This is a genomic window from Duganella sp. 1224 (assembly GCF_013408245.1).
Lineage (GTDB): Bacteria > Pseudomonadota > Gammaproteobacteria > Burkholderiales > Burkholderiaceae_D > Rugamonas.
The window spans coordinates 976,982-1,003,404 of the sequence record NZ_JACBYS010000001.1; the positions used below are offsets into that span (position 1 = coordinate 976,982).

Annotated in this window: 33 protein-coding genes; 8 read left to right on the forward strand and 25 right to left on the reverse strand. The window is 66.1% G+C overall.

The features are described from left to right. Window positions 1–43: 43 nt before the first annotated feature. The 3 genes from FHW58_RS04420 to FHW58_RS04430 form a co-directional block, all read right to left on the reverse strand. Window positions 44–919: a serine hydrolase gene (locus tag FHW58_RS04420; protein ID WP_179671832.1), complete on the reverse strand. Its 876-nt coding sequence runs from the start codon at window positions 917–919 to the stop codon at window positions 44–46. A gap of 257 nt (window positions 920–1,176) precedes the next feature. After that, a complete protein-coding gene (locus tag FHW58_RS04425; RefSeq protein WP_090178885.1) occupies window positions 1,177–1,398 on the reverse strand; it encodes a molybdopterin-binding protein in 222 nt (73 codons plus the stop codon). Between the two features lie 84 nt (window positions 1,399–1,482). Further along, the gene (locus FHW58_RS04430; protein WP_373996662.1) at window positions 1,483–2,499 is read right to left on the reverse strand and encodes a sulfate ABC transporter substrate-binding protein; all 1,017 of its coding nucleotides are present in this window, start codon (window positions 2,497–2,499) and stop codon (window positions 1,483–1,485) included. A gap of 281 nt (window positions 2,500–2,780) precedes the next feature. On the opposite strand from FHW58_RS04430, the gene FHW58_RS04435 reads away from it, so the two are divergent. Further along, a complete protein-coding gene (locus FHW58_RS04435) occupies window positions 2,781–3,254 on the forward strand; it encodes a GNAT family N-acetyltransferase (RefSeq protein WP_229265049.1) in 474 nt (157 codons plus the stop codon). A gap of 13 nt (window positions 3,255–3,267) precedes the next feature. Here the strand turns inward: FHW58_RS04435 and FHW58_RS04440 are convergent, their stop codons facing one another. Continuing rightward, window positions 3,268–4,074 carry a class II glutamine amidotransferase gene (locus FHW58_RS04440; protein WP_179671835.1) on the reverse strand — a complete coding sequence of 269 codons (807 nt, stop codon included), beginning with the start codon at window positions 4,072–4,074 and terminating at the stop codon, window positions 3,268–3,270. Between the two features lie 155 nt (window positions 4,075–4,229). Here FHW58_RS04440 and FHW58_RS04445 point away from each other — a divergent pair, with 155 nt between their 5' ends. Continuing rightward, window positions 4,230–5,051 carry an EAL domain-containing protein gene (locus FHW58_RS04445; RefSeq protein ID WP_179671836.1) on the forward strand — a complete coding sequence of 274 codons (822 nt, stop codon included), beginning with the start codon at window positions 4,230–4,232 and terminating at the stop codon, window positions 5,049–5,051. A gap of 7 nt (window positions 5,052–5,058) precedes the next feature. Here the strand turns inward: FHW58_RS04445 and FHW58_RS04450 are convergent, their stop codons facing one another. Next, a complete protein-coding gene (locus FHW58_RS04450) occupies window positions 5,059–5,400 on the reverse strand; it encodes an energy transducer TonB (RefSeq protein ID WP_179671837.1) in 342 nt (113 codons plus the stop codon). Between the two features lie 256 nt (window positions 5,401–5,656). On the opposite strand from FHW58_RS04450, the gene FHW58_RS04455 reads away from it, so the two are divergent. Then, entirely contained in the window at window positions 5,657–6,409 is a 753-nt protein-coding gene (locus FHW58_RS04455) for a YcbK family protein (protein WP_373996625.1), read from the forward strand. A 35-nt stretch (window positions 6,410–6,444) separates the two neighbouring features. Here FHW58_RS04455 and FHW58_RS04460 read toward each other — a convergent pair whose 3' ends face one another. Beyond that, window positions 6,445–6,594 carry a DUF3460 family protein gene (locus FHW58_RS04460; RefSeq protein ID WP_179671838.1) on the reverse strand — a complete coding sequence of 50 codons (150 nt, stop codon included), beginning with the start codon at window positions 6,592–6,594 and terminating at the stop codon, window positions 6,445–6,447. 53 nt (window positions 6,595–6,647) lie between these two features. Between FHW58_RS04460 and FHW58_RS04465 the strand changes: the two genes are divergently transcribed. The 4 genes from FHW58_RS04465 to FHW58_RS04480 all read left to right on the forward strand — a co-directional run bounded on the left by FHW58_RS04465 (window position 6,648) and on the right by FHW58_RS04480 (window position 10,712). Beyond that, a complete protein-coding gene (locus FHW58_RS04465; protein ID WP_179671839.1) occupies window positions 6,648–7,058 on the forward strand; it encodes a hypothetical protein in 411 nt (136 codons plus the stop codon). 23 nt (window positions 7,059–7,081) lie between these two features. Beyond that, window positions 7,082–7,858: a transporter substrate-binding domain-containing protein gene (locus FHW58_RS04470; protein ID WP_179671840.1), complete on the forward strand. Its 777-nt coding sequence runs from the start codon at window positions 7,082–7,084 to the stop codon at window positions 7,856–7,858. Window positions 7,859–7,861: 3 nt separating this feature from the next. Further along, entirely contained in the window at window positions 7,862–8,524 is a 663-nt protein-coding gene (locus tag FHW58_RS04475) for an amino acid ABC transporter permease (RefSeq protein WP_179671841.1), read from the forward strand. A 61-nt stretch (window positions 8,525–8,585) separates the two neighbouring features. Beyond that, on the forward strand, window positions 8,586–10,712 hold the full coding sequence (locus FHW58_RS04480; protein ID WP_179671842.1) for a bifunctional diguanylate cyclase/phosphodiesterase: 2,127 nt from the start codon (window positions 8,586–8,588) through the stop codon (window positions 10,710–10,712). 13 nt (window positions 10,713–10,725) lie between these two features. Here FHW58_RS04480 and FHW58_RS04485 read toward each other — a convergent pair whose 3' ends face one another. The 12 genes from FHW58_RS04485 to flgB form a co-directional block, all read right to left on the reverse strand. Continuing rightward, the gene (locus FHW58_RS04485) at window positions 10,726–11,775 is read right to left on the reverse strand and encodes a hypothetical protein (RefSeq protein ID WP_179671843.1); all 1,050 of its coding nucleotides are present in this window, start codon (window positions 11,773–11,775) and stop codon (window positions 10,726–10,728) included. 19 nt (window positions 11,776–11,794) lie between these two features. Beyond that, on the reverse strand, window positions 11,795–12,706 hold the full coding sequence (gene flgL, locus FHW58_RS04490) for a flagellar hook-associated protein FlgL (protein WP_179671844.1): 912 nt from the start codon (window positions 12,704–12,706) through the stop codon (window positions 11,795–11,797). A gap of 12 nt (window positions 12,707–12,718) precedes the next feature. Next, on the reverse strand, window positions 12,719–14,134 hold the full coding sequence (gene flgK / locus FHW58_RS04495; RefSeq protein ID WP_179671845.1) for a flagellar hook-associated protein FlgK: 1,416 nt from the start codon (window positions 14,132–14,134) through the stop codon (window positions 12,719–12,721). Window positions 14,135–14,202: 68 nt separating this feature from the next. Next, a complete protein-coding gene (locus tag FHW58_RS04500; RefSeq protein ID WP_179671846.1) occupies window positions 14,203–14,634 on the reverse strand; it encodes a rod-binding protein in 432 nt (143 codons plus the stop codon). 9 nt (window positions 14,635–14,643) lie between these two features. Next, window positions 14,644–15,756, reverse strand: a complete 1,113-nt coding sequence (locus FHW58_RS04505; protein ID WP_179671847.1) for a flagellar basal body P-ring protein FlgI — start codon at window positions 15,754–15,756, stop codon at window positions 14,644–14,646. An 11-nt stretch (window positions 15,757–15,767) separates the two neighbouring features. After that, entirely contained in the window at window positions 15,768–16,448 is a 681-nt protein-coding gene (gene flgH, locus FHW58_RS04510) for a flagellar basal body L-ring protein FlgH (protein ID WP_179671848.1), read from the reverse strand. Further along, a complete protein-coding gene (gene flgG / locus FHW58_RS04515) occupies window positions 16,448–17,239 on the reverse strand; it encodes a flagellar basal-body rod protein FlgG (RefSeq protein WP_179671849.1) in 792 nt (263 codons plus the stop codon). The genes flgH and flgG overlap by 1 nt, the downstream gene beginning before the upstream one ends. A gap of 39 nt (window positions 17,240–17,278) precedes the next feature. After that, the gene (locus FHW58_RS04520) at window positions 17,279–18,010 is read right to left on the reverse strand and encodes a flagellar basal body rod protein FlgF (protein ID WP_179671850.1); all 732 of its coding nucleotides are present in this window, start codon (window positions 18,008–18,010) and stop codon (window positions 17,279–17,281) included. Window positions 18,011–18,029: 19 nt separating this feature from the next. Then, a complete protein-coding gene (locus tag FHW58_RS04525; RefSeq protein WP_179671851.1) occupies window positions 18,030–19,319 on the reverse strand; it encodes a flagellar hook protein FlgE in 1,290 nt (429 codons plus the stop codon). An 11-nt stretch (window positions 19,320–19,330) separates the two neighbouring features. After that, window positions 19,331–20,023 carry a flagellar hook capping FlgD N-terminal domain-containing protein gene (locus FHW58_RS04530; RefSeq protein WP_179671852.1) on the reverse strand — a complete coding sequence of 231 codons (693 nt, stop codon included), beginning with the start codon at window positions 20,021–20,023 and terminating at the stop codon, window positions 19,331–19,333. A gap of 3 nt (window positions 20,024–20,026) precedes the next feature. After that, window positions 20,027–20,449 (reverse strand): flagellar basal body rod protein FlgC, encoded by a 423-nt coding sequence (flgC, locus tag FHW58_RS04535; protein ID WP_179671853.1) that lies wholly within the window; start codon window positions 20,447–20,449, stop codon window positions 20,027–20,029. Between the two features lie 30 nt (window positions 20,450–20,479). Beyond that, a complete protein-coding gene (gene flgB / locus FHW58_RS04540; protein ID WP_179671854.1) occupies window positions 20,480–20,842 on the reverse strand; it encodes a flagellar basal body rod protein FlgB in 363 nt (120 codons plus the stop codon). A 191-nt stretch (window positions 20,843–21,033) separates the two neighbouring features. On the opposite strand from flgB, the gene flgA reads away from it, so the two are divergent. Further along, complete coding sequence (gene flgA, locus FHW58_RS04545; RefSeq protein WP_229265050.1) at window positions 21,034–21,720, forward strand: flagellar basal body P-ring formation chaperone FlgA; 687 nt, start codon at window positions 21,034–21,036, stop codon at window positions 21,718–21,720. Here flgA and FHW58_RS04550 read toward each other — a convergent pair. From FHW58_RS04550 to FHW58_RS04580, 7 genes are read right to left on the reverse strand one after another with little or no spacing between them, the layout of a single operon-like run. Further along, window positions 21,701–22,471, reverse strand: a complete 771-nt coding sequence (locus tag FHW58_RS04550) for a glycoside hydrolase family 73 protein (protein WP_179671856.1) — start codon at window positions 22,469–22,471, stop codon at window positions 21,701–21,703. The two genes, flgA and FHW58_RS04550, sit on opposite strands and share 20 nt — an antisense overlap. Continuing rightward, a complete protein-coding gene (gene flgN / locus FHW58_RS04555; protein ID WP_373996626.1) occupies window positions 22,458–22,892 on the reverse strand; it encodes a flagellar export chaperone FlgN in 435 nt (144 codons plus the stop codon). The genes FHW58_RS04550 and flgN overlap by 14 nt, the downstream gene beginning before the upstream one ends. Continuing rightward, window positions 22,889–23,164 carry a flagellar biosynthesis anti-sigma factor FlgM gene (locus FHW58_RS04560; protein ID WP_179671857.1) on the reverse strand — a complete coding sequence of 92 codons (276 nt, stop codon included), beginning with the start codon at window positions 23,162–23,164 and terminating at the stop codon, window positions 22,889–22,891. The genes flgN and FHW58_RS04560 overlap by 4 nt, the downstream gene beginning before the upstream one ends. A 39-nt stretch (window positions 23,165–23,203) precedes the next feature. Next, window positions 23,204–24,214, reverse strand: a complete 1,011-nt coding sequence (locus FHW58_RS04565; protein WP_179671858.1) for a flagellar motor protein MotB — start codon at window positions 24,212–24,214, stop codon at window positions 23,204–23,206. After that, entirely contained in the window at window positions 24,198–25,112 is a 915-nt protein-coding gene (gene motA, locus FHW58_RS04570) for a flagellar motor stator protein MotA (protein WP_179671859.1), read from the reverse strand. Before motA ends, FHW58_RS04565 begins: the two co-directional genes overlap by 17 nt. 58 nt (window positions 25,113–25,170) lie before the next feature. Then, window positions 25,171–25,905: a FliA/WhiG family RNA polymerase sigma factor gene (locus FHW58_RS04575; protein ID WP_179671860.1), complete on the reverse strand. Its 735-nt coding sequence runs from the start codon at window positions 25,903–25,905 to the stop codon at window positions 25,171–25,173. 31 nt (window positions 25,906–25,936) lie between these two features. Continuing rightward, the gene (locus FHW58_RS04580) at window positions 25,937–26,419 is read right to left on the reverse strand and encodes a flagellar basal body-associated FliL family protein (RefSeq protein WP_179671861.1); all 483 of its coding nucleotides are present in this window, start codon (window positions 26,417–26,419) and stop codon (window positions 25,937–25,939) included. Window positions 26,420–26,423 lie beyond the last annotated feature (4 nt).

A 26,423-nucleotide genomic window follows, 5' to 3' on the forward strand; every position in this document is an offset into this window, starting at 1 on the left:
TGGCCGTGCGGGTTTGGCCCAGGCCGTGCGCAGTCGCCCCAACTCACATCGCGCGACGCGTGCGCTTGCTGCGCTTGACCGCTTTCTTCTTGGTCGTCACCGACGCCTTCATCACCTTTGGTTTCTCATCCGGCCCGGCAATCAGGCGGCGAATCTTGATGGCATCCATATTCCGCACCGAATTCGCGCCGGCATTCAGCAGCACCAGCGTATTATTCTTGCCGCCCGACTTGAAGCGCATGATCAGGCAACGGCCCGCCTCCTCTGTATAACCGGTCTTGGACAGCCCCACATCCCAGCCCTTGGCGCCAACCAGGCGATTGGTGTTGTGATACTCCACCTTGCGGCCCTTGATCTTGATGATGTCCTTGGTATCGGTGGTGATCCGGCGAATGTCCGGATAGGCCGATGCCGCCGTGGCGATCTTCACCAGGTCGCTGGCGGTCGACATATTATGCGGCGACAAGCCGGTCGGCTCCTCGATCACCGTCTGGGTCAGTCCCAGCGCCTTGATCTTGGCGCGCACCGCCATGCGGAACGCCGGCAGGCCGCCCGGATAGGTCCGGCCCAGCGAGGCGGCCGCGCGGTTGTCCGACGACATCAGCGCCAGTTGCAGCACATCGCCGCGCGACAACTCGGCGCCGACCGGCACGCGCGAAGCGCTGTGTTTCAGCATATCCACGTCGGCGCGGTCGATTTCAATGGTTTCATCCATGTCCTGCTTGGCATCCAGCACGACCATGGCGGTCATCAGCTTGGTCAGCGAAGCGATCGGGACTTGGGCGTTGGCGTTTTTTTCCAACAACACTTTGCCGGTGCCGTCTTCAACGACCAGCGCCGACTGCGAACCGAGCGGCACGGCGGCGAAGGTCACCGCGGTAAACGAACTCAGCAATACAGCAACAATTTTCTTCAGCATAGGGTATTCGGGGAATAGGGAGTCTATCGGACGCGTCTGGGCGACGCGGCGCGCGTAAAAGTTCTAGCTATACGGCAATATTCTCTAAGGATAGACAATATCATTAAAGTGGCTTCTCGTCTATTGTGTCTAAGTACCGGATTCTTATAAATTTATTAGACGTTAAGCCAGCATTAAGCAAAAAAGCCCTGAGACGGGAGGACTCAGGGCTTTTTTTCCGTAGAGCGACCGCGGCGGCGGCCGGGACGGGGGGATGACTAGTTGCCGATCTTGGCGATCGAGACTTCGGTCGATTTCACCAAGGCAATAACTTCGCTGCCGACCTTCAGATCCAGGTCCTGGATCGAGCGCGAGGTGATGACCGAGGTAACGATGCCGTGCTGGGTTTCCACATCGACTTCCGAAACCACCGGGCCGAAGATGATTTCCTTGATCTTGCCCCGGAATTGATTGCGTACATTAATTTCAGAAATGGCCATCGTGCTTCCTTTGTCTGGTTGATGAACTACGCTGCCAGATTACGGGCACGCCGGCCGTTTGCAAACGAATGTCTGCGTATATTGTTATTTGTTATAGATCTTGTCGAACTCGCCGCCATCGGCAAAGTGCTTCTTCTGCGCCGCGTCCCAGCCGCCGAACACCTCGTCGATGGTGAACAGGTTGATCTGGCGGAAGCTGGCGTTGTACTTCTTGAAGGCCTTTTCCGAGCGTGGCCGCAACGAGTGCCTGGCGATGATTTCCTGGCCCTGCTCGCTGTACAGGAAGTTGATGTAGCCGGTGGCCTGCTTGCGCAGGTTGCGCTTGTCGACCACCTTGTCCACCACCGCCACCGGCGACTCGGCCAGGATCGAGATCGATGGGTAGACCACGTCGAACTTGTCGCCGAATTCGGCGCGCACCAGGTTCACCTCGTTTTCAAACGTCACCAGCACGTCGCCGATTTCACGCTGGGTGAAGGTGGTGGTGGCGCCGCGCCCGCCGGCGTCCAGCACCGGCACGTTGTGGAAGATCTTGCCCACCAGGTCGCGCGCCTGCGCCTCGTTGCCGCCTTTCTTGATCACCGAGCCCCACGCGGCCAGGTAGGTATAGCGGCCGTTGCCGGAGGTCTTGGGGTGCGGAATGATGACCTTGACGCCGGGCTTGGCCAGGTCGGCCCAGTCCTTGATCTGCTTGGGATTGCCCTTGCGCACCAGGTACACCATGGTCGAGTAGAACGGCGACGCGTTGTTGGGGAATTTCTTGGCCCAGTCGGCGCTGACCACGCCGCGCTCGACCAGGATGTCGATGTCGTTGGCCTGGTTCATGGTCACCACCGAGGCTTCCATGCCGTCCGCCACCGAGCGGGCCTGCTTGGACGAGCCGCCGTGCGACTGGTTGACGGTGACGGTCTCGCCAGTGGTTTTCTTCCACTCGGCGCTGAAGGCGGGATTGATGTCCTTGAACAGTTCGCGCGTGACGTCATAGGCGGCGTTCAGCAGCACGGTGTCGGCCGCCTGCGCCTGCGGCAGGCCGAACAGCGTGGCCGAGGCGGCCAGGAAGGAGCTGAGGACGAAGCGGCGGGTGGTATTTTTAGTGGTCATCATGAGCTTTCGTTATAAGTACCCGCCCATAGTGTAAAATTTCGCTCCGAAAAGATACGAATTTTTCGTTATATGCTTAGAAGTCAGCCATAAAACGTATATGGATGATTGAAAACATTCGTGGGCAAGGGCGGTGACACGCTCTAGTCTGGCAGCATCCGACGGCCTTACTCAGCTTGGTGTATAGTCGTCACCAGCACTAAAGTATTGTTTTGTGAGCGTACATGAGTCTTGAAATTCGTATTGCTGCTTCAACGGATGCGGAGGCAGCGTGCACGGTGTTGCGCCGCTCCATCAGGGAATGCTGCGAGCTGGATCACAAGAACGATCCGGCCATCCTTGATGCGTGGCTAGGCAATAAAACTCCGCAAATGGTGGCGAACTGGTTCAGCTCGCCAACCAATTTTTCGCTGGTGGCTGTCAGCGAAGGCGTCGTCGTCGGCGTCGCCCTGCTGACCGGCGCCGGCAAGCTGGCGCTGTGCTATCTGCTGCCGGAGGCGCGCGGCAAGGGTGCCGGCAAGGCGCTGCTCAAGCGCATGGAAGAGCAGGCGTGCGAGTGGGGCGTCAAGGCACTGCAGCTGCACAGCACGGCCACCGGGCGCGAGTTCTTCGCCCAGCGCGGCTACACCGACGCCGGCAAGGTGCGTTCGCCGTATGGCGTGGAAACGGTGTTCTTCTGGAAGCAGCTGGACGAGGACGCCACCTGCCCGAACGCCCCCAAGCGCAAGCGCTTCTGCAACTGCAATACCGCCTGATGGCATACCGCCGTCAGTAAGCCACTTCCAGCCGCCATGCCTGCCGCCGCTCCGGCGCCGCTCCCACCTCCACACCGCCGGCGAACAATTTCAGTTCGCCCGGGCTGAAGCGCGTCCACTGTTCGTTGGAGGTCAGCGGCTGCGTGGCGATCACGGCGATGCGGTCGTCCAGGTGGTTGTGGCGGCGGAAGTCGATGCTGAGGTCGCAGTCGATCAGGTGCGCGACCGAGAACGGGTACTCGCGCAGCACCACGTGCAGCTCGGTGCTGCAGTGGGCGAACAGCAATTCGCCGTTCGACAGGATGAAGTTGAAGCTGCCGTGGGCGGCGATTTCGCCGGCCAGCGTCTCCAGCGCGGCAAACAGCTGGTGGCGCGGCGGCTGGCGTTCAAAACGCAGCGCCAGGCCGGACAGCAGGTGGCAGAAGGCGCGCTCGCTGTCGGTGTCGCCCCACGGCGCGTACAGGCTGGGATTCGGCTCGAACAGCTTGAGGTCGCCGTTGTGGGCGAACGACCAGGTCTGGCCCCACAGCTCGCGCGTGAACGGATGGGCGTTTTCCAGTGCCACCCGGCCCTGCGTGGCCTTGCGGATATGGGCCACCACGCTGCGCGCCTTGATCGGGCTGCGCTTGAACTGCGCCGCCAGCGGCGAGTGAATCGACGGCAGGTAGTCGGTGTACAGGCGGCAGCCGTCGGGCGTGTGCAGGGCAATGCCCCAGCCATCCTTGTGTTCGCCGGTGCGGCCGCCGCGCTCGGCAAAACCGGCAAAGGAAAAGTCTACCGCAGCGGGCTTATGGCTGCTCATCGCGAGGAGTTGGCACATGGTGTGATGGCATGGTGATCGATGGCCTCACGATAACGGGCGCGCCGTCGCGGCGGAACGAATGTTTTGGCATATCCATAGGCGAAAGCATTCGTTCTGCTTTCCCGCGCGCGGGCCTACGCTGTCGACATTCTCAGTACCCGTAGAGGAGTTCCATGTCATTCCCCATCCTGCAAAAGTACCTGGCGCGTCTATCCGACGCCCACGGCGCGGCGTCCAGCATCTGGCTCGATCACGAGGGCAAGGCGCAGGGACGGTTTTTCAATTGCACCATGAGCAGCGCGTTCCAGCCGATCCGCGACCTGGACAGCGGCGCGGTGCGGGCCTACGAGGGGCTGGCGCGCAGCGTGTCGGCGCAGGACCAGGGGCTGTCGCTGTGGAAGCTGCTGGACCACGCGGCCAGCGACGATGAATCGGTCGCGCTGGACCGGCTGTGCCGCATGCTGCATGCGATGAATTTCTTCCGCCAGGCCGGCGCGGCGCAGGCCGACCTGTACCTGAACGTGCACGACCGCCTGTTGAGCGCGGTCAGCAGTAATCACGGTCACGCCTTCCGCCGCATCCTCGACGCGCTGGAACTGCCGCTGGCGCGGGTGGTGCTGCAACTGCCGGCGGCGACGCCGCAGCAGGGCTGGCTGTTGAATTATGTGTCGGATAACTATCGCCGCAACGGTTTCCGCTTCGCGGTCAATCTGCACAGCGCGCGCGACGGACTGGCGGTGCTGGACCGGCTGCGGCCGGACGTGTTCAAGCTCGACGTGCGCGAACTGCAGGACAGGGAGGGATTGCTGGCGCTGTTGCGGCGCAGCGCGGCGGCGCGGGTGGCGGTGGTGTTCAGGCGGCTGGAAACGCCGCAGCACCTGGCGGCCGTGCGCGAACTCGGCGCGGCCGCAGGTGTGTCGTTGCTGGTGCAGGGCTACGTGCTGGATGAGCCGCGCTCGGTGTTGCTGGAGGAACCGGCGCGGCGCGCAGCGTGAACATCAATTAGTTCAGCACCCACTTGTATTGCACTTGTGCCCAGACCGGCGCGGCGCCGTTGGTGGCTGGCTGGAATTTGCAGGCGGCGCTGGCGCGCAGCGAGGCCTTGTCCAGTGCCACGTGGCCGCTCGACGAGATGACCTTGCTGTCCTGCACATTACCCTTGGCGTCCACCAGCACGGCCAGTTTGACGTTGCCTTGCAGTTCGTCGTCCTGCCACGAGTTGCGGTAGGCTGGCGCTTCGCATTCGGCGTTCGACAGGCGTGGCTCGGTGGTGGCGGCGCTGGCCTGGTTGGACAGGGTCGACAGGGCGATCAGGGATACGGCGGCGATAGAACGGATGATCATGGTAGGCTCCAGTAGTTGGTTCGACGGGAAAACTAAGTTCGATGGGTGAACTATACTGCGTCGCACAATATATGAATACTTTATTGTTGGAATGCCAGCCATTAGTAAGCGGTATAACTGCAAGGTAAAACTACTTTCTGATACGCAATATTTGTATCATTCGCGCAGCTGTATCATTTCTTAAGCGTAAGTTAGGAGCGTTTGTGTTTCCCTCTGCATAGGCTATAGTAACAACATTGCTTTTCACGGATAGACTATGGCATCGCGCAGAGATTTCATCCAGCAGGGGTTGGGGCTGACCGCTGCGAGTTTTTTGTCTGTGCCGCTGATCGGTTGTGCCTCCAGCGCGCCGGTGCGGCACAGCAGCATGACGGCTTCCACCAAGCCGGCCAACAAGCCCGTCACACTCGCCTCTGGCGCCGGCGAGATGCCGCGCGCGGCCGACCAACTGGCGCCGTCCGGCAGCGGCATGAGCGGCATGGAACCGCCGCCCGATATTTTCGACGCGCAGGCGCTGGACCTGGAATTCTGGCTGCGGCCGCGCACCATCGAGGTGGTGCGCCCGGCCAGCAAGGAGCGCGCCAAGCTGCTGTACTGGAAGGATGGCGAGATCATCGAGTCGGCCTACCAGGACCTGTGCCACCTGCTGCGCGACGTCAACGGCGGCAACGAGACGCGCGCCATCGATCCCAAGCTGTTCGAGACGCTGTGGGGCACCCAGGCCTTCGTGCAGCGCTACGGCATTGACGCGCCGCTGGAGATTTTGTCCGGCTACCGCACGCCGGCGTCCAACCAGAAGCTGCGCGAAGCCGGCGTGCCGGCCGCGCGCCAGTCGCTGCACATGGTGGGGCGCGCGGCCGACATCCGCATCGCCAACCTCAACGCCGAGGTGCTCGGCGGGCTGGTCAAGAGCTTCCGCCAGGGCGGGGTCGGCTTCTACTACCGCGCCGGTCCGCGCGGCGGCTGGATCCACGCCGACACCGGCCTGCAGCGTACCTGGAAAGGCTAGTCGTAGTAGTAGGGCGCGCGCGGCTGCTGCGCGGCCTACCCGCGCGCCATCTCGGCCGGCGATACCGGCGGCCGTTCCCACCAGATGCGCCAGCCCGGCTGCTTGTCGCGCTCCACTTCCGGATGCTGCCGCAGGTAGCCGTTCATGCACTGCTCAAATTCCGGGATAGATGCGTTGTGCTTCATGGTTTGTGCTCCGTTCGATTACACTGGCGGCTTAGCCAGTTAACAGGATTGTTATGCAAGACCAGAATCAACCGCCGCGCTTCCGTCCGGTGCCGTGGAGCGGGCTGGAAAGCCCCGCCGACGCCGAGCTCTGGATAGAAGAGCACAACCAGGCCCTGCAGCAGCACATCGGCAAGCATGAAACCGGCTATGGTGTGTGCTTCACCCTGGCCGAGGGCGGCGAGATCTATCTGCAGACCACCCAGGACGGCCATCTGGTCTTGGATGTTACCGAGGAAGCCGCATGGGTGGCGCCCTTGATCATGGCGGCCGCGCGCGTGGCCGAGCCGCCGGCCGGCCGCCTGTGGGTACTGCCTGACGATAAGCTGGTGCAGTTAATGATAGGACTCAGTGGCCTGATCGCGAGTTCCATCCTGGTCGTAGGCCATGACTTTGGCCTGCGTCGTCGCATGGGCGCGTGGTAAGCGCCCGCCCTGAAAGGATTTCCATGCTCAAACGTCGTTTCCTGCTGGCGCTGCTCGCGCTCAGCGTCGCTGTTCCGGCCTCGGCGGCCGACCTGCTGGCCACCGTCAAGGCGCGTGGCACCCTCAGGGTGGCCACCGAGGGCACCTATCCGCCGTTCAACTACCGCGAGAAGAACGGCGAACTGGCCGGCTACGACGTCGACGTCGCCCGCCTGCTCGCCGCCAAGCTGGGCCTGAAGGTGGAGTTCGTCACCAGCGAGTGGGCCAGCATCCTGGCCGGGCTGGCGGCCGGCAAGTACGACGTCATCGTCGCCCAGGTCGGCATCAACCCCAAGCGCGAGCAGGCGTTCGACTTTTCCACGCCCTACATCTATTCGATGCCGCAGCTGATCGTGCGCGCCAACGAGCGCGCCGGCTACAAGTCGCTGGCCGACCTCAAGGGCAAGAAGCTGGGCGTGGGGCAGGGCAGCGTGTATGAACAGCAGGCCAAGGCCGCGCCCGGCATCGAGGTGCGCAGCTACGCGGCGGCGCCGGACACGATGGCCGACCTGGCCGCGGGCCGCATCGACGCCGCCCTCAACGACAGCCTGATGTCGGCCTACCTGCTGAAGATCTCCAAGCTGCCGATCAAGGCCGGGGCCCAGGTCGGCGCGGTCGAGCGCATGGGCATCCCGTTCAAGAAGGGCAACCCCGAGTTCAAGCAGGCGCTGAACAAGGCGCTGGCCGACGCCGCGGCCGATGGCAGCCTCAAGGCCATTTCGCTGAAGTGGTTCGGCACCGACGTCAGCAAGGCGCCGTAAGCGATGGAGTGGCTGGATCTGCTGCGCGAGGCCGCGCCGGTGATGCTGCGCGGCGCCGGCTACACGGTGCTGTTCGCGCTGGCGGCCATGGTCGGCGGCCTGCTGATCGGCTTCCCGGTGGCGGTGCTGCGCATGCTGCCGTATCGCCTGCTGGCCTGGCCGGCCGGCATCTATGTCAGCCTGATGCGCGGCACGCCGCTGCTGGTGCAGATGTTCATCCTCTACTACGGCCTGCCCAGCGTCGGCATCGAGTTTGCACCGGTGACGGCCGGCATCCTGGCGCTGAGCCTGAACGCGGGCGCCTTCCTGTCCGAAAGCCTGCGCGGCGCCATCGGCGCGGTCAGCAAGGGGCAGTGGGCGGCCAGCTACAGCCTCGGACTGGGCTACTGGTCGACGCTGTATTACGTGGTGCTGCCGCAGGCGCTGCGGGTGGCGGTGCCGGCCATGAGCAACACGCTGATCAGCCTGATCAAGGACACCTCGCTGGTGTCGGTCATCACGCTGACCGAGCTGATGCTGGCGACCAAGGAGGTGATTTCCACCACCTTCCAGCCGCTGCCGCTGTACCTGGCCGCCGCCGCTATCTATTGGCTACTCAGCCTGCTGTTCGAGGCGCTGCAGCGGCGCGCCGAACAACGCTTGAACCGCGCGCACCGCGCCAGATAAGGCCCGCGCTCGACATCCCCGTGCCGAGATGTTAGTCTGAAAACATCTGTGAAGGGGGTGTATGGATAAGACTGTGCACACGGAGATCCCCGGCCTGTCGGCGTTGGCCGACGCCGCCGCGATGGCGCCGTACGCGAGCCGGCAGGCGGCCGCCGAGCCGGCGTGGTTCAACGACATCTACCTGCTGGCGCCGGTCGGCTACTTCGTGCTGGCCTTCGACACCACCATCCTGCAGATGAACGTGGTGGGCGCCGACCTGCTGGGCATTCCGCGCGCCAACCCCGAGCGCGCCACGCTGCGCCAGTTCGTGGCGCCGCGCTTCCACGAGGACTTCGACCACTTCCTGCGGCGCGCCGTCAACAGCAGCCAGCCCGAGCTGTGCAACCTGCAGATGCTGCGTAGCCGCGACCGCCAGGGGTTGCCGGTGTCGCTGCGCGCCAGCGCCGACAGCAGCGGCCAGGGCGTGCGCGTGGTGGTCGAGCCGGCCGAGGGCAAGCTGCCGGCGCTGGAGCGCAGCGAGGAGCGCTTCCGCCGCATCGTCCACAACGCCGAGGAGGGCATCTGGGAAATCGACGCCGCCGCCCGCACCAGCTTCGTCAATCCGAAGATGGCGCAGATGCTGGGCTATAGCATCGAGGAGATGCTGGAGCAGCCGCTGGTGGCGTTCATGGACGAGGAGGGCCGCGTCCTGCTTGAACGCAATATCGCGCGCCGCCAGCAGGGCCAGGCCGAACGCCACGAGTTCAAGTTCATCCGCAAGGACGGCAGCGAGCTGTGGGCCACGCTGGCCACCAACCCGATCTTCGACGCCGACGGCGCCTACCGCGGCGCGCTGGCGCTGGTCAGCGACATCACCGACCGCCGCGCCTCCGCCGAGCTGATCTGGCAGCAAGCCAATTTCGACGCGCTGACCGCGCTGCCCAACCGCCACATGTTCCAGGACCGCCTCAACCAGGAACTGAAGAAGGCGCGCCGCGAGGGGCTGCTGCTGGCGCTGCTGTTCATCGACCTCGACGGCTTCAAGGCGGTCAACGACACGCTCGGCCATGCCCAGGGCGATGCCCTGCTGCAGGAGGCGGCGCGCCGCATCGGCCGCTGCGTGCGCAATTCGGACACGGTGGCGCGGCTGGGCGGCGACGAGTTCACCGTCATCCTGTCCGGGCTGGAGCAGGTCAACGGCGTCGACCGCATCGCGCAGAGCATGCTGACGCTGCTGGGCCGGCCGTTCGCGCTGGGCGCGGCGCAGCCGTCGGTGTCGGCCAGCATCGGCGTCGCGCTGTACCCGTCGGACGCCAGCGCGCCGGACGAGCTGCTGCGCGCCGCCGACCAGGCCATGTACGCCGCCAAGCAGAACGGGCGCAACCGCTACCACTATTTCACCCGCGACCTGCAGCTGGCGGCGCAGGCGCGCCAGCAGGTCACGCTGGACCTGCGCGCGGCGCTGGCGCGCGAGCAGCTGGAATTGCATTACCAGCCCATTGTCGATCTGCGCAATGGCAAGATCGAGCGCGCCGAGGCGCTGCTGCGCTGGCGCCACCCGCAGCGCGGGCTGCTGGGGCCGGACGAATTCCTGTCGTTCGCCGAATCCGGCGGCCTGATGCTGGAGATCGGCGACTGGGTGTTCCGCCAGGCGGCGCGGCAGGCGCGCCACTGGCAGGACGAGCTGGGCAAGGGTTTCCAGGTCAGCGTCAACCAGTCGCCGGCGCAGCTGCGCGGCGACACCGCGCTGTACGTCGACTGGCTGCAGCACGCGGCGCGGCTGGGGCTGGCGCCGCGCAGCATCGTGCTGGAGATCACCGAGGGCGTGCTGATGGACGCCACCCGCGCCGCCGAACGCCTGCGCGACTTGCGCGAGATGGGCTTGCAGGTGGCGCTGGACAATTTCGGCACCGGCTACTCGTCGCTGTCGCACCTCAAGCATGTCGGCATCGACCTGCTCAAGCTGGACCGCAGCTTCATCCAGCACCTGGCGCACGACAGCGGCGACCTGGCGATGTGCGAGGCGCTGATCGTCATGGCCCACAAGCTGGGGCTGCGGGTGGTGGCGGAGGGCGTGGAGACGGCCGCGCAGGGCGGCCTGCTGGCCATGGCCGGCTGCGATTACGCGCAGGGCTATGCGTTTGCCGGCGCCTTGCCGGCGCCGGAACTGGCCGCGCTGGCGCGGCGCGGCGTCGCCTTACTGCACTGAGGGCTGTGCGGGCTTACTGGCGCAGGCGCAGCAGCGACACCACGCGCTCGCGGCTGATGCCGGCCAGCGCCGAGGTGATCGACAACAGGCCCTTGTAGCCGGGCTGGCGCGCGGTGGTGACGAAGTTCTGCGCCACCTGGTCCATGCCGCCCCTGGCGCTGGCCGGATCGGCGCTCTGCACCCGCGCCGCCACCTGGGCCAGCGCCTGGCGCACCGAGGCGATCGACTGCTCGACCTTGGACAGCGACTGCACCACCTGCGCCAGCGTGGTGCGGATCGATTCCAGGTCGCTGACCTGCCAGGTGTCCGGCTCGACCTGCGGCGTCTGCGCCTCGGCCTTGACGCGGGTCAGCTGGCCGCCGGCGAAGCGGATGCCGCCGCCCTGCAGCGAGATGGTGTCGCGCACGTTGGCCCATTGCGACTCGGCGGTGGTAAAGGTCAGCTGGCCGTCGTCGCTGATCTGGGCGCGCACGCCGGCCGGCGTCAGCGCCTCGTTGAAGCGCTGGGCGATCTGCTCGTCGCTCAGGCCCGGCTCCAGCACCACCGAGCGCACGTTCTGGCCGCCGCCGACCGAGATCGCCAGCACCTCGCGGGCGCCGCCGCGCAGGTTGCCCAGGTTCAGGCCGCGCACGGTGAAGGTGGTGCTGCTGCCCTTGGTGCTGAAATTCAGCTGGCTGTCCAGCGTGCCGCCGGAGGCGCTGCTGCGGTTGCGCCAGGTGTTGCTGAACTGGCGCACGCGCGCCTCCAGCGTGCCGTCGGCACGCTGGCGCGTGGCCAGGCGCGCGCTCAGGTCGGCCTTCAGGTTGCGCAGTTGCGCCGCGCTTTGTTCGAGGAAATCAAGCGCCTGCTGGGCGCCCGAGATGTCGCCCTGCAGCGGCTGGTCCCAGTTGCTCAGCCCGCGACGCAGCGGCGCCGCCGCATTCGGTGTCGGCGTCACCGGCGTGGCGGTGGCGGCGTTTTCGCCGTTCAGGCCCAGCGCGGTGCCGTCCACCGCGCTGGCATTGCTGCCGGCATTGGCGCCGGGGACAATGACCTGGGGGCTGGCGGTGGAGGAAATCTGCATACGGGAACGCGCTTAAAGATTACAGGATGTTGAACAGCGACAGGTTGCTGATCTTCGAATAAGCCTTGTACGAGGCCTGCAGCGCCAGATTGTAGCCGTTCATCTCGATCGTGGCCTCGCCCATGTCGAGCGAACCCAGGTCCAGCAGCGCGGTCTGGTTGGACAGGCTGACGTTGGCGTGGTTGCCGTCCAGCGTGTCCATGACGTTCTGGGCGCCGCCGAAACTGGCGATCTTGCCCGACACCAGCGACAGCGCCGAGGTGGCGCCGTCCATATTGGCGCTCAGCGCCGCCTTGACCGTCGGGTCGCCGGGCGAGACGTTGGGCTGCGACAGCGCGGCGATGGTGGCGTCCATCTGGTTCAGCAAGTCCTCCAGGCCCTTGACGTCGACGTTGATGGTCTGGTTGATGCCGTTGCCGACCACCGACTGCTGCTGGTCGGTATTGCCGCTGAAGCTGTAGCGCGAACCGGGCGTGCCGGCGCTGTCGAAGGCGATGGCCGGGGTGCCGGTGGCGGTGCCGGAGAACAGGTAGTTGCCTTCCTGGTCCTTCTGGTTGGCGCTGTACACCAGGCTGTCGCGCAGCGAGGTCATGCTGTTGACCATGGCCTTCAGGTCGTCGCCGGTGTTGCTGCCGTCGGACGCCCACACCAGCAGGTCGTGCACCTGGTTGATGTCGTTGACCATGCTTTGCAAATAGGTCTCGTTGGACGACAGGCGGATCTTGATCGACGAGATGTTGTCGCGGTACTGGCCGACGATGGCTTCCTCGCGCTCCAGGCGCGACAGGCGCACCGAGGTCACGGGATCGTCGGACGGCACCTGGATCTTTTTCTGGCTGGCGATCTGCGCGGTCAGCGACGCGATGGCGCTCTGATTATCCTGCAGGGCGCGGTTCATGGTGGCCTGGAACTGGCTGGTGGCGATACGCATGGCAGGCTCTCCTTAACCGAACATTTGCAACGTCGAGTCGAACAGGGTGTTGGCGACCGCAATCACCTTCATGTTCGCCTGATACATTTTCTGGAATTCCACCAGGTTGATGCCTTCTTCATCCGAGTTGACCGCGCTGGTCGACTTCCAGTCGTCCTCGGCCTGCGAGCGGATGGTGGTGGCGGTCGCCAGCTGCGCCTGGTTTTGCTGGCTGATGATGCCGAGCTGGCCGACGATCTGGGTGTCGGCGTCGCCCAGCTGGACGTCGCTGGTCACGCCGCTCAGCGAGGTCAGCTGGATGGTCTGGCCCTTGATCGCCACCAGGTTCTGCAGGTTGCCGCTGTCGCCCGGCTGGCCGTTGCTGGAAAACGCCAGGTCGGTGGTCTTGAAGCCGACGGCGATCTGCAGCAGGCCGGTGGCGCTGGCCGGGTTGTAGTCCAGCAGCGGAATGCCGGGGTCGCCCTGGTCGCCGGGGATGGCCGGATTGGCGTTGCCCTTGAAGCCGCCCGTCAGCGCGGTGTTGATCTTGTCAGCCATCTGCTCGGCGATCTGCTTGATCGCGGTCTGCAGCGGCGCCAGGGTGTTCTGGCGGAAGTCGCCCAGGCCGCCCAGCTGGCCGCCGACCTTGGTGTCGTCCAGCGTGAACTGCAGGTTGGAGTAGCTCAGCGTCAGGCTGGCCGGGGCGCTGCTGCCGGCGTTGACATAGGACAGCGTCGAGGCGGTGTCGTTGACCACCAGCGGCTCGCCGCTCTTGAGCGACAGGTTGGCGCTGCCGTTGGCGCCGTACACCACCTCGACGCCGACCTGCTGCGCCACGCTGTCGATCAGCTGATCGCGCTTGTCCATCAGCGCCGAGGTGTTGGTGCCGGCGCCGGTGACCGAGACGATCTGCTTGTTGAGCGCGGCGATGCCGGCCAGCGCCTCGTTCAGCGACGGCAGGATCGAGGCCTGCTGCTGCTGCACCGAGATGGCCTGGTTGGTGGTCAAGTTGTAAATCGAGTTGATCTGCTGCGACATCGAGTCGGCGGTGGTGATCACCTGCTGGCGCAGCGGGGTCGAGGTCGGATCGACGCTGGCGGCGTTGAGCGCCTTGAAAAAGTTGTCCATGCCATAACTGATGCTGGACTTGTCATCGCTCATCACCGATTCCAGCGAGGTCAGGTAGGGCTGCACCTGCGAGCGCACGCCCACCGCCGAGTTGGCGCGCCACATCTGCTGCAGCTGGTAGGAGTCGCTGAAGCGCAGCAGCGCGCCGACCTGCACGCCATTGCCGGCCGACAGCGTGCCCGGATCGGACGCGGTCGCCTGCAGCAGCACGCCCTGGCGGGTGTAGCCCTTGGTTTGCTGGTTGGCGAGGTTCTGGCTGACGGTGTTCAGCGCGGCTTGGGCGGCCAGGGCGCCGGACAGTGCGTTGTAGGTGATGGTCATGAAGCGGGTCTTTTCCTGGTGAAGTCCGAAGGGCCGGCGCCGGCCCGATACCGATACTGGGCGACCATTTATTGCTGCTGATTAAGTGGCGCGCTTAAATTTTGCGAATCGGAAACTTTTTCAGCCGCCGCCGTGGCCGGCGCTGGCGGCGCCGCCGGCGGCAGCAGCTGGCGCAGGATGGCGTCGGCGATGCCGAAGGCGCGCTGGCCGGCCATCTGGTCGGCCACCAGGTTGTCGGCCATGTCCAGCATGTCCTGGTTGATGCGGTCCTTGGTCGGGCTGTCGTCGGCGGCGATGGCGCGCACGCCGTCGCGCATCTGGTGCAGCATGTGGCCGATGAAGAAGCTCTCGAACTTGATGGCCGCCTCGGTGGCCTTGGCGCGGTAGGCCGGGTCGACGCTGTCGCCCGGCTGGGCCGGCTGCGGCGCCACCGCCGTGCCGCTCAGCTGGCCGGCCACGCCGGCCGCCAGGCCGCGTTCGATCGGGGTCTGAAAACTCATGCGCGCTCCTTAAATGACCACCAGTTCGCCTTCGATGGCGCCGGCCTGGTCCAGCGCCTGCAGGATCGCCATGATGTCGTCCGGGGTCGCGCCCAGGCTGTTGACGACGTCGATGATGGACTGCAGCTTGGCGCCGGCCGGCCACTTGAACATCTGCGCCGGGCCCTGGTCGGCCGTCACCTGCGACTGCGGCGAGGCCACGGTCTGGCCGCCGGCCAGCGCGTTCGGCTGGCTGACCTTGGTCGATTCGGAAATCACCACCTTCAGCGAGCCGTGGGTGACGGCGGCCGCGCGCACGCGCAGGCCCTCGGCGATCACCACGGTGCCGGTGCGCGAGTTGAACACCACCTTGGGCGCGTCCTCGCCGACGTCGACGTTCATCGCCTCCAGCTTGGCCATGAAGGCCACGCGCTGGGTCGGGTTGGCCGGCGCCACCACGTCGACGCTGGTGGCGTCGCTGGCGGTGGCGATGTCGCCGAAGCGCTTGTTGATCGAGTTGACGATGTTGATCGCGGTTTCAAAGTGCGGATGGCGCAGCGACAGGCGCACGGTCGGCTTGGTGTTGAAGTCGCTCGGAATCTCGCGCTCGATGTTGGCGCCGCTCGGAATGCGGCCCGAGGTCGGCGTGTTGACGGTGATCGACGAACCCGACTTGCCCTGGGCGCTGAAGCCGCCCACCACCACGTTGCCCTGGGCCAGCGCGTACACCTCGCCGTCGGCCGCGCGCAGCGGCGTCAGCAGCAGGGCGCCGCCGCGCAGGCTCTTGGCGTCGCCCATCGACGACACCACGACGTCGATCGACTGGCCCTTGCGGTAGCCGGGCGGGAACACCGCCGACACCATCACGGTGGCGACGTTCTTGGACTTGGCGTCGGTGCCGTCCGGCACCTTGACGCCGAACTGCTTGAGCATGTTGATCACCGACTGGCTGGAGAACTTGACCTGGGTCGAGTCGCCGCTGCCGTTGAGGCCGACCACCAGGCCGTAGCCGACCAGCGGGTTGTCGCGCACGCCCTCGATGGCGACCAGGTTGCGCAGGGCCTGCGCCGCCTGGGCGGGCAGGGCGGCGCCGAGCGTGAGGCAGAGCGCGGCGGAGACGGCGAGTAGCTTGCGGAATGTCATGGGAGCACCGGTTAGAACGGCATCAGCGGGCCGTTGAAGAAGCGCGACAGCCAACCCGGCTGCTGGGTATCGGCCAGCGTACCCTGCGCCGAATAAGCGATGCGGGCGTTGGCGATGCGTTGCGACGACACCTGGTTGTCGGCGTCGATGTCGGCCGCGCGCAGGTAGCCGCGCAGGCGGACGAATTCCTCGCCGTTGTTCAGGGTCAGGGTTTTTTCGCCGGACACGCGCAGCAGGCCGTTGGGGAGCACTTCCTGCACGATCACGGTGATGGCGCCGGTCAGCGCGTTCTGCTGGGTGCTGGTGGCGTCGCCGGCAAAGGTGTTGGAGGCGCCCAGGCCGACCGCGGCCTTGCCGAAGGTCTTGCCCAGCAGATTCGGGGCGTTGATGTTGTCGGCCGAGTTCTTGGAGTAGCTGGTGCCGGCCTTCTTGCTGGCCTGGGTGGTTTCCTGCAGGTTGACGGTGACCACGTCGCCGACCCGGAAGGCGCGGCTGTCCGAGGTCAGCGACAGGCCCAGGTCGGGGCTGAACACGCCACCCGAGACGCCGCGCGGACCGCTGTTGCGGGCCGCCGGCGGCGGCTCGTCGGACGGGCCGGGCCGCACGGCCGGCGGCTGCAGCTGGGCGCAGCCGGCCAGGGCCAGCGACGCCAGCAGCAGCGCGACGGACGGGGCGCGCACGGCGGTGTTCATCAGCGCGCCGCCTGCGACAGGTACTGCAGCATGTTGTCGGCGGCCGACAGCACCTTGGTGTTCATCTCGTAGGTGCGCTGGGCAGCGATCATGTCGACCATCTCCTCGACCACCTGGACGTTCGAGCCCTCCAGCGTGCCCTGCTTGATCTTGCCCCACTGGGCGGTGCCGGGCTGGCCCTCGGTCGGCGTGCCCGACGACGGCGTTTCGGCGAACAGGTTCTCGCCCAGCGCCAGCAGGCCGGTCGGGTTGATGAAGGAGGTCAGCGTCAGCTGGCCCAGCACCTGCGGCGCGACGTTGTCGGCGATCTTGGCCGAGACGGTGCCATCCTCGCCGATGCTGAGCGCGGTGGCGTTGGCCGGCACGGTGATCTGCGGGATCAGCGGCAGGCCGCTGGCGTTGACCAGGATGCCGTTGGCGTCGACCTGCAGCTGGCCGGCGCGGGTGTAGGCGGTGTCGCCGTTGGGCTGGCGCACCGACAGGAAACCGTTGCCCATCACCGAGATGTCGAGGTCGCGCTGGGTGGTTTGCAGGATGCCCTGGGTGAACACCTTCTGCGTGCCGACCACGTGCACGCCGTTGCCCAGCTGGACGCCGGACGGCGCCAGCGTGTTGTTGTCGGCGCGCTGCGCGCCCGGCTGCGCCTCGACCGAGTAGAACAGGTCCTCGAACACCGCGCGGTCGCGCTTGAAGCCGACGGTGTTGGCGTTGGCCAGATTGTTGGCGATGGTTTGCAGTTTCATGTCCTGCGCCTGCACGCCGGTCTTGCTGATCCACATTGCTGGATTCATGATTTCTCCCTGGTGGTGTTAGGTGGGCCGCGGACGCGATCAGCTGCCGCTGATCAGGCGATTGCCGGCCTCGGCCATCGAATCGGTCGATGTGAACAATTTCATCTGGATTTCAAACGTGCGGTTCAGGCTCATCACCGACACCATTTCCTCGACCGCCGAGACGTTGCTGCCCTCCAGGTGGCCGGGACGCACCACCACGGTGGGGTCGGTGGCCAGCGGCGCGCCGTCGCGCGCCACCAGCAGGCCGGCCTCGTTCTTGGTCAGCTCCGCGCCCTCGGCCTTGACCAGGCGCAGCTTGTCGATGGTCTGCATGATGGTGGTGCCCGGCGCCTGGATCGAGATGGTGCCGTCGTTGCCGATGTCGATGCGGGTGTATTCCGGCAGCGTGATCGGGCCGCCTTCGCCCAGCACGACATCGCCGTTGATGCGCAGCGTGCCGTTCTCGTCCAGCGTCATGTTGCCGGCGCGGGTGTAGGCCTCGCCGCCGGCGGCGGTCTGCACGGTCAGGAAACCGGCGCCGGCGATGGCGACGTCGAGGTCGCGGCCGGTGCTCTTCATCGTGCCCGGCTTGACCGACACGCTGTTGGCCTGCAGTTGCGCCATGTGGCGGTCATCGTAGCCGTAGCCGTTGACCGCCTGGGCGGCGGTCAGCTCCATATTGGCGCGGAAGCCGCCGGTGTCGAGGTTGGCCAGGTTGTTGGCGTGCACCTGTTGCCCGCGCAGGGCCCGCTCGGCCCCGCTCATGGCGGTGTAGATCAGCGCGTCCATGCGTTCTCGCCCTTAATCCTCAGATCGCCTGCATCAGCGATTGCAGCATGGTCGACTCGGTCTGGATGACCTTCGAGTTGGCCTGGTAGTTGCGCTGCGAGGTCATCAGACCGACCAGCTCGGAGGTGATGTCGACGTTGGACTGTTCCAGCGTGGCGACGTTGAGCTGGCCGTTGACGCCGACGCCAACCAGGTCGGTGTTGGCGACGCCCGAGGCAGCCGACGCTTCCCAGCTGGTGTCGCTGACCTGAGTCAGGCCGCCCTCGTTGGCGAACGAGGCCAGCACCACCTTGCCGACGGTCTGGGTCTGGCCGTTGGTGTACTTGGCGATCACCGAGCCATCGGTACCCAGCGACACGCCGGAGAAGTTACCGGCCGAATAGCCGTCGTCCGGGGTGTTGGACGCCACCGAGGTCTCGCCCGAGAAGAAGGTGGTGCCGGTGTAGTCGATCGTCACCGTGGCGTTCATGTTGGCGCCGTTGGCGAACTTCGGCCAGTTGGCTGGCGTGGTGGTGGTGTCCAGCGCGCTCAAGTCGATCTGGTTGACCGTGGTGCCCGGCACCACCGGGGTGGCGTCGGGATTCAGCTGGCCGGTGGTGGTATTGAAGGTCAGGTCCTTGTCGGCGCCCACCAGACCATTGCCGTCCAGTGCATAGCTGACGTGCACGGTGGCGGTGCCGCTGGCCGAACCGGTCATGGTGAAGTACTGGGTCAGCACGTGCTGGGTGCCGAGGCTGTCGTACAGATTGGTGGTCTTGAAGGTGTTGTAGGTGGTCGGATCCGGCGGCGTGCTGGGCGTGACCGCGGTCATGTCAGGCGCGGTCTTGACGGCCCAGTCGGCCGACATGTTGCCGATGTAGGTGGCCTTGGTGGTGATCTGCGCCGGAATCGCGCCGACCGGGATTTTCAGGTCGCCCTCGGCGCCCGGCTCGGTGGCCGGCGGGGTGATGGTGCGGCCCTGCACGCGGCGGCCCGAGGCGTCCACCAGGTAGCCGTCCAGCGAGGTGTCGAAGATGCCGACGCGGGTGTATTGCAGCGAATTGTCGGCGGCGCGGGTGACGAAGAAGCCGCGGCCGCTGATCGACGCGTCCATCGCGCGCCCGGTGTTCAGGATGCCGCCCGACAGGCCGATGTTCTGCGTGGTCGAGCCCACCGTCACGCCGTTCAGCTGGCTGCCGGCCACCAGCGTGGCGAAGTTGGCGCGGTTGGCCTTGTAGCCATAGGTGCCCGCGTTGGCGATGTTGTGGCTGGTCACGTCCAGCGACTCGTTGATGGCCTGGATGCCAGACAATGCGATATCGAAGCTCATGGTGGTTTTCCTTAGAAAGCAGATTGAGTGGCGGATGCGGCGGCGGTCGCGGGACCGTTGAAAGCGGTGATGGCGGTGGTGCTGGTCTCGCCGATGTTGGCGACGTTCAGCACCACGCTGCCGGTGGCGCCCAGGCGCACGCTGTTCAGGCGGCCCTGGATGTCGATGGTCGGCTTGCTGCCGGTGCTGGTGACCACCTTCATCGTGTACGTGCCTTCGCCCAGGCCGAGCTGGGCCGGATCGATGGTGAACGGCACCGTGCCCGGCGCCTGCACGCCGAGGTTGATGGTGTGGTCGACGCCGTCGCTGCCGGTCAGCACCAGGCTGGTGGCGCTGCTGGCGGCGTCCAGCGTGGTCTGGCCGCTGACCTTGGTGCTGCCATCGAGCTTGACGGTGGTGGTCTCGGCCATCACATTGCTGCCCACCTGCGCGCCCAGCGACAGCACCTGCATGCTTTGCAGGATGCTGGAGTTGGCGCTGGTCAGGTTCGACAGGTTCTGCAGCGTTTCGGTCTGCGACAGCTGGGTCAGCTGCTGGACGAACTGCGCCGGATCGGTCGGCGACAGCGGGTCCTGGTTGCGGATCTGCGCCACCAGCAGCTTGGTGAACATGTCGGACGCCTCACTGGCGCTGTTGCCGGTGATGCTGGTACCGCTGGTGCCGGCGTTGTTGCTGGTGTTGTTGTTGAGGAGACTGACAGTCATGGCTTAGCCTTCACCGAGTTTGAGGAGGGATTGCTGCATCGTGCGGATGCGGCCGAGAACTTCGACATTGGTCTCGAAGGCGCGCGAGGCCGACATCATGTCGGTCATCTCGGCCACCTGGTTGACGTTGGGGTAGAACACCATGCCGTCGGCGTTGGCCAGCGGGTTGCCCGGCTCGTAGACCTGGCGCAGCGGCTCGGCCGACTCCACCACGTCCAGCACCTGCACCTTGCCGCCGGCGCTGCTCATGCCGTCCGGCGCGTCGCTCATGACGGCGGCAAACACCGGCTTGCGGGCGCGGTAGGTGTCGGCCTCGGTGCCGGCCACCGAATCGGCGTTGGCCAGGTTGCTGGCGATGGTATTCAGCCGCACGGACTGGGCCGCCATGGCCGAGCCGGCGATCTCGGAAATATTCTTGAACGACATGCGCTACTCCTGTGAAACGCGGGGCGCGGCTTACTGGCCGCTGATGGCCTTGGCCAGACCCTTGAACCGCATGTTGGCAAAGGTCAGGCTGGTCTGGAAATCGGTGGCGTTCTGCGAGAAGGCGGCCTGCTCGACGCCGATCTCGACGGTGTTGCCGTCGCGCGTCGGGTGGTAGGGCACGCGGTACAGCATGGCGCTGTCGCCGCCGTCGCCGATGTCGCCGTTGCCCTCGGCCTGGACGTTGGCCAGGGTGGCGGCGAAGTCCATGTCGCGCGCCTGGAAGCCCGGCGTGTTCTCGTTGGCGATGTTGGCCGCCAGGATGCGGGTGCGCTCGGCGCGCAGTGCCAGCGCGTCGGCGTGGACGCCGGCCGCGTCTTTGAAATTAATGCCCATGTTGTTCCCCTGTCTGGACGTTGCAGTAAAACGCGTCGCCATGCGCGACAACCCCAGCTTGCCATGTAGAATGACGGCCGTGGCCCCGAGGGGCGACCGCTTCCGGCATCATAGTTGAGGTATTGCTCATGTTCAACAAATCTATTGTAACTGTTTCGGCCCGTTTATTGCCGGTTTGCATTTCATTTTTTTTGACGCCGGTCGCCTTGTGCGCGGTGCCGGCCGAGCAGGTGCCGGCGCTGGTCGAGCGCGCGGCGCGCGAGCACATGACGCGCTGGACCGAATCGAGCGGCCTGAGCGAACCGCAATTCAGCGTCACCGTGGTGCCCGGCACACGGCCGCTGGCCGCCTGCGCCCAAGGCGTGACGGTGCAGGCGGCCGATACGCGGCTGCCGCAGCGCATGCGTTTCATCGCCGTGTGCGGCGGCGCCGGCGGCTGGCGGTACGAGTTCATCGTGCGCGCCCAGGTCAGCGCGCGCATTGCCGTGATGGCAAATGACCTGGCCATAGGGAAAGTACTGGCAGATGAAGATGTGTTGCTGGAGCGCCACGATATCTCCGGACTGAGCGACGTCATCAGCGATCCGCGCGACATCGTCGGCATGAGCGGCAAGCGCGCGCTGCGCGCCGGCGAGGTGTTGCGCAAGCCGTTGTTGATGGCGCCGACGCTGGTCAAGCGCGGCGATCCGGTGCGCATCGTCGCACGGCGCGAGGACATCGAGGTCAGCATGGGCGGCGAGGCGCTGGACGCCGGCGCCCGCGGCGACACGGTGCGGGTGCGCAACGCCAGCGGCACCGTGCTGCGCGCCCGGGTGACGGGCGCGGCCACGGTGGAACCCGTCTCGATGCCCGTCACGGCTAGTTCTCCGTCGGAGTAGGGCCGGGCTGGCCGGCGCGCTGCAATTGCGCTGCCACCTTGCTCAGTTTGTCTGCGTAGTGGGGATCGGTGGCATAGCCGGCCTTGGCCAGGCCGCTGGCGAAGGCGCGGGCGTCGCTGCCGGTGTTGAGGGCGGCCGCGTAGCGCGGATTGCTGGTCAGCAGATCGGCGTAGTCGCGGAAGGCGCTGGCGGTGTCCGGGTAGCTGCGGAAGCGCTCGGTCTTCTTCAGCAGGGCGCCGTGCTCGAATTCGGTGGTGCTGGCCAGCGCCACCTCGCCCTGCCAGCCGCTGCCGGCCTTGACGCCGAACAGGTTGTTGGCGTTGGCCGGGCCGTTCTTCAGCGGTTGTTTGCCCCAGCCCGATTCCAGCGCGGCGTGGGCGGCCACCAGCTCGGGCGCCACGCCCAGCTTGTCGGCGGTTTCCTTGGCCCACGGCGCGATGGCGGCCAGGAACTGCTGCCGGCTGTCGCCATCGACGCCGCCGCTGTCGTCGTCGATGGCGCCGGCGGCGCGGTTGCGCAGCGCCATCGCCTGCAGGCTCATGGCCTGGGAAGAGGGCGCGGCGTCGGCGCGCAAGCCGCCGTCGCCGCGCGCGATGTAGTTGGCGACGTCGGCCTGGACCTGGTCGAAGGTGGCGCCGAAGGCGCCGGCGGGCGCACTGCCGCCGGTGGCCGCGGTGGGGCGGCTGGCGCTCATGTTGGAGACGGTGGCGGCAGTGGGGGCGGTGGCCTGCATGCCGCTAAGCTGGCGCATAAATCTGCTCCTCGCCATGCAGCACGCGCTGCATGATGGTGTATTGCTCGGCCAGCAAGTCGCCGTTGCGCTTGCTGAGTCGCTTGCACTCGATCACCGCCTGTTCCAGCGCTGTCCAGTTACCCTCCATTGTCTCGCGGAGCGGCGATTTCAGCAAGGCGAACGCCTGCGCCATGGTGCCGTTGTCCCCCACCAGGCGTTGTACCAGCGCCACGCGCTCGGCGCGGCGCGCCAGCATGGCGTCCACCAGCGTGCCGATGGCCTCGGCGGCGGCGGCCAGTTCCACCGACTTGTGGCGCAGCGCGGCGCGGAATTGCGCGTGCAGCTGGGCTTCCAGCTGCGGGTAAGCTTGCAGATCGGCAGTGACGCCGGCCAGCAGGGCGCGCATCGCGTCCGGGCGGCTGAGTTGTGCCGTGGTCACCGCTCGCTCCCGTGGAAGCGCTGGATCAGGCCGGCCAGCTTGGCCGGGTCGAACGGCAGCTCGCCCTTGGCCAGGGCGTCGCGCAGCATGTCGATTTTTTCCTGGTCGATTTCCGGCAGCTCGCGCATCGCCTGCAGCGCCGGCTGCAGCACCGACGATTGCAGCGGGGCGGGGGCCGGCGGCGGCGCCAGCGCTTCGGCGGCGTCGGCCGGGGCGCTGTCGGCCACGCGCTGGACGGCCAGGCCGTCCGGAGTCGATGTCGGGATTCTCATGCGGGTGCCTCGTGTTGGCTTGGTTTCCATACGTCTGTCTTATTTGTTGCGGCGCGGATCACGCAACGGGCTGTCGCCCTGGCCGTTGAGCTGGTTGCGCAGCTTCTGCAACACGGTCGCGTCCGGCAATGCGGTGTCCACATCATGGATCAGGGCGCTGCTGTTTTCCGGCATGCCGAACATGGCGGCGATGGTCTTGGCCTGGGCGGTGGTCAGGATCAGCAGCTCGATGCGGCGGTTGACGCCGGCGTCGACGCGCTTGGTGTCGAGCGGCGCGCGGTCGGCCATGCCGACCACCTGCAGCACCGATTCGGCGTTCATGCCGCCGGCCAGCAGCTGGGCCCGGGCCGACATGGCGCGGTTGGCCGACAAGGTCCAGTTGGAAAACGCCGCGTAGCTGGTGTCGGCGTACTGCAGCGAATCGGTGTGGCCGACGATCAGCATCTGGTTTTCCATCTGCTTGAACAGCGGGCCCATCTTGCGCAGCAGCGCGCGGAACTTGTCGGTCGGCACCGCGCTGCCGCGCACGAACATGCCCTGGCGGTCGGTGTCGTGCATCATCACGCGCAGGCCGTAGGGCGTGATCACCGCCTCCAGGTTGGAGGTCAGGCCGTAGTCGGCGCTCATCTTGGTCAGCGCCTTGGACAGCGCGGCCAGGTCGTCCGGGCTGTCGTAGCGCACCTTGGACGAGGGCTCGGCCGGGGTGTCGGTCTGCTCGGCCTGGGCCTTTTGCTTGCCCTCGGTTTCGGTGGTGCCGAAGTGCGGCATCGGGAAACGGTCGATCAGGCTGCCGCGCGGGCCGCCGACCTGCTCCGGCATGACGCCCTTGCCCTGGTCGGTCTTGGCGCCGTCGGCCTCGGTCAGGATCTGCTGCAGCGATTCGGTGTTGCGCGCCGCCATCAGCCACAGCACCAGGAACAAGCACATCAGCGCCAGGCAGAAGTCGGCGAACGCCACCTTCCAGGCGCCGCCGTGGTCGTCGTGCTTGTGCTTGCCGCCACCGCGCTTGACGATGGTCTGGTCATGCGCCTTGTCATGCGGCTTTAGCACCACGTCCTCCGCGACCAGAATTGTCGGACGAACCGCTGTCGCGGCCTTCCAGATCGTTGATCCAGCGTTCCAGCTGGGCAAAGCTCGGCTTGATGTTCAGCTGCACCAGGCGGCGGCCGGCGTCGATCGCCAGCAGCGGCGGTTTGCCGGCCACGTGGGTGACCAGCACCACCTTGACGGTTTCCTTGTTGGCCGCCTCCGAGTTGACCAGCTGCTTGAGCATATTGCACAGCGGGTCGATCAGGCCGTAGCAGAAGAAGATGCCGATAAACGTGCCGACCATGGCCGCGCCGACGTGCTCGGCGATCTCGCCCGAGGTCGCGCCCTCGGACACGGTGTTCATGGTGATCACGATGCCCAGCACCGCCGCCAGAATGCCGAAGCCGGGCATCGCCTCGCCGATCTTGTTGAGCGACTTGGCCGGCTGTTCCTGCTCGGTGTGGATGGCTTCCAGTTCCTGGTCCAGCACGCCTTCGAGCTCGTGGGCGTTGATCTTGCCCATGGCCATCAGGCGGAAGTTGTCGACGATGAAGGCCAGCAGCTTCGGCTCGTCCAGCACGCGCGGGTAGCGCTGGAACAGCGGGCTGTCCTTGGGCGCCTCGACGTGGGCGTCGAGCGCCTTCAGGCCGCCGGCGGCCAGCTGCAGCAGCTCGTACATCAGCAGCAGCAACTGGCGCTGGAATTCCGAGTCGTACTTCTTCTTCATGATCTTCTTGATCTGGGTCATCAGCTCCTTCAGCACGTGGCTGGGGTTGCCGATGACCAGCGCGCCGATGCCCGAGCCGGCAATCACGATCAGCTCGATCGGTTGCCAGATCTGATGGAACGCCCCGCCCATCAGGAAGAAGCCGCCGAAGACGCTGCCCAATACGATGAGAATGCCGACTATTTGCTGCATGATGATTCGCCTTTCCGCGTCATTTTTCTAATCCCTGCCGCTTGGCGCCCGCTGTGGCTCAGGCGCCTTGCAGTACTGCTTTCATTTTGTTCAGCGCCGCCTTGTTCAGCTGACAGACGCGGGCGTCGGTCAGGTCCAGCACGGCGGCGATTTCCTTGTAGCTCAGCTCGAACTCGTAATACATCTGCACCACCCGCTGCTCGCGCTCGTCGAGGCCGCGCAGCGCCTGCTCCAGGCTGCGCCGCACCACCAGCTGCTCCTCCGGGCTGGGCGCGCTGTCGCTGCTCAGGCTTTCCTGCAGGACGTCGTCGAAGCTGGCGATCAGCTCGGCGTTCTCGTCCAGCAGGTAAGCCTGGTAGGCCTCGGGCGTCAGCGCCAGGCCGCTCATGATTTCCTGCTCGCTGGGCTCGCGGCCCAGCTTGCGGGTCAGCGCGCGCACGGCGTCGCGCAGCTTGTGGCTCTGCTGGCGCACCGCGCGCGGGCGCCAGTCCTGGCGGCGCAGCTCGTCGAGGATGGCGCCGCGCACCCGCAGGCTGGCATAGCTGCCGAAGGCGGCGTCCGGCTCGCCGTAGCGGCGCAGCGCCTCCAGCAGCCCCATCAGGCCGATCTGCTCCATGTCGTCGCGGTCGATGGCGCCGGCGATCTGCGAGTTGAGCTGGCGCACGATGCGCTTGACCAGCGGCGCATACGCCAGCAGATGCTTTTGCTCGTCGGCCACGCTGTGCAGCGGCGCGGCGCCGTGCTCGCCGTAACTCTCGGCATAAGACTCTGCAAATTCTTCTACGTATCCCATGCCCGCTCCACTGGTGTTCATGCTGCGCGGCTTACTCGACGATGAGCTTGCCAATCATGACTTCGTCAAACGGCTTCTCGCGGCCTTCTTCCTCGAACTCGTGGTCGAAGGCCTTGTTCAGGGCGGCCGCGAACTGGTCGATGGTCATCACGCGCGCGCTCGACATCGGCAGGTCGGACAGCGTGCGCACCGCCACGCTGCGCAGCATCGGCAGGGTTTCCTTGGCTTCCTTCTCGCGCTTGGCGCTGGTGGAAACCACCAGGTCGGCCGACAGATAGTGGGTCACGGTTTCATCCGGCTGGTGCTTGAGCATCACCACCACCTTGTCGACGGTCAGATACTTGGGCGGCTCCTCGGACTTCTTTTCTTCCTTCTTCGGCTTTTTCTTGCTGTCCTTGGCGTCCGCCGTCTGCTCGTCGCCGCCCTTGGACATGTACCAGACCGCGCCGCCGGCGACCGCGCCGCCGACCACGACAGCCAGGACGATGGCGATGATGACTTTCATGTTCTTCATTGTG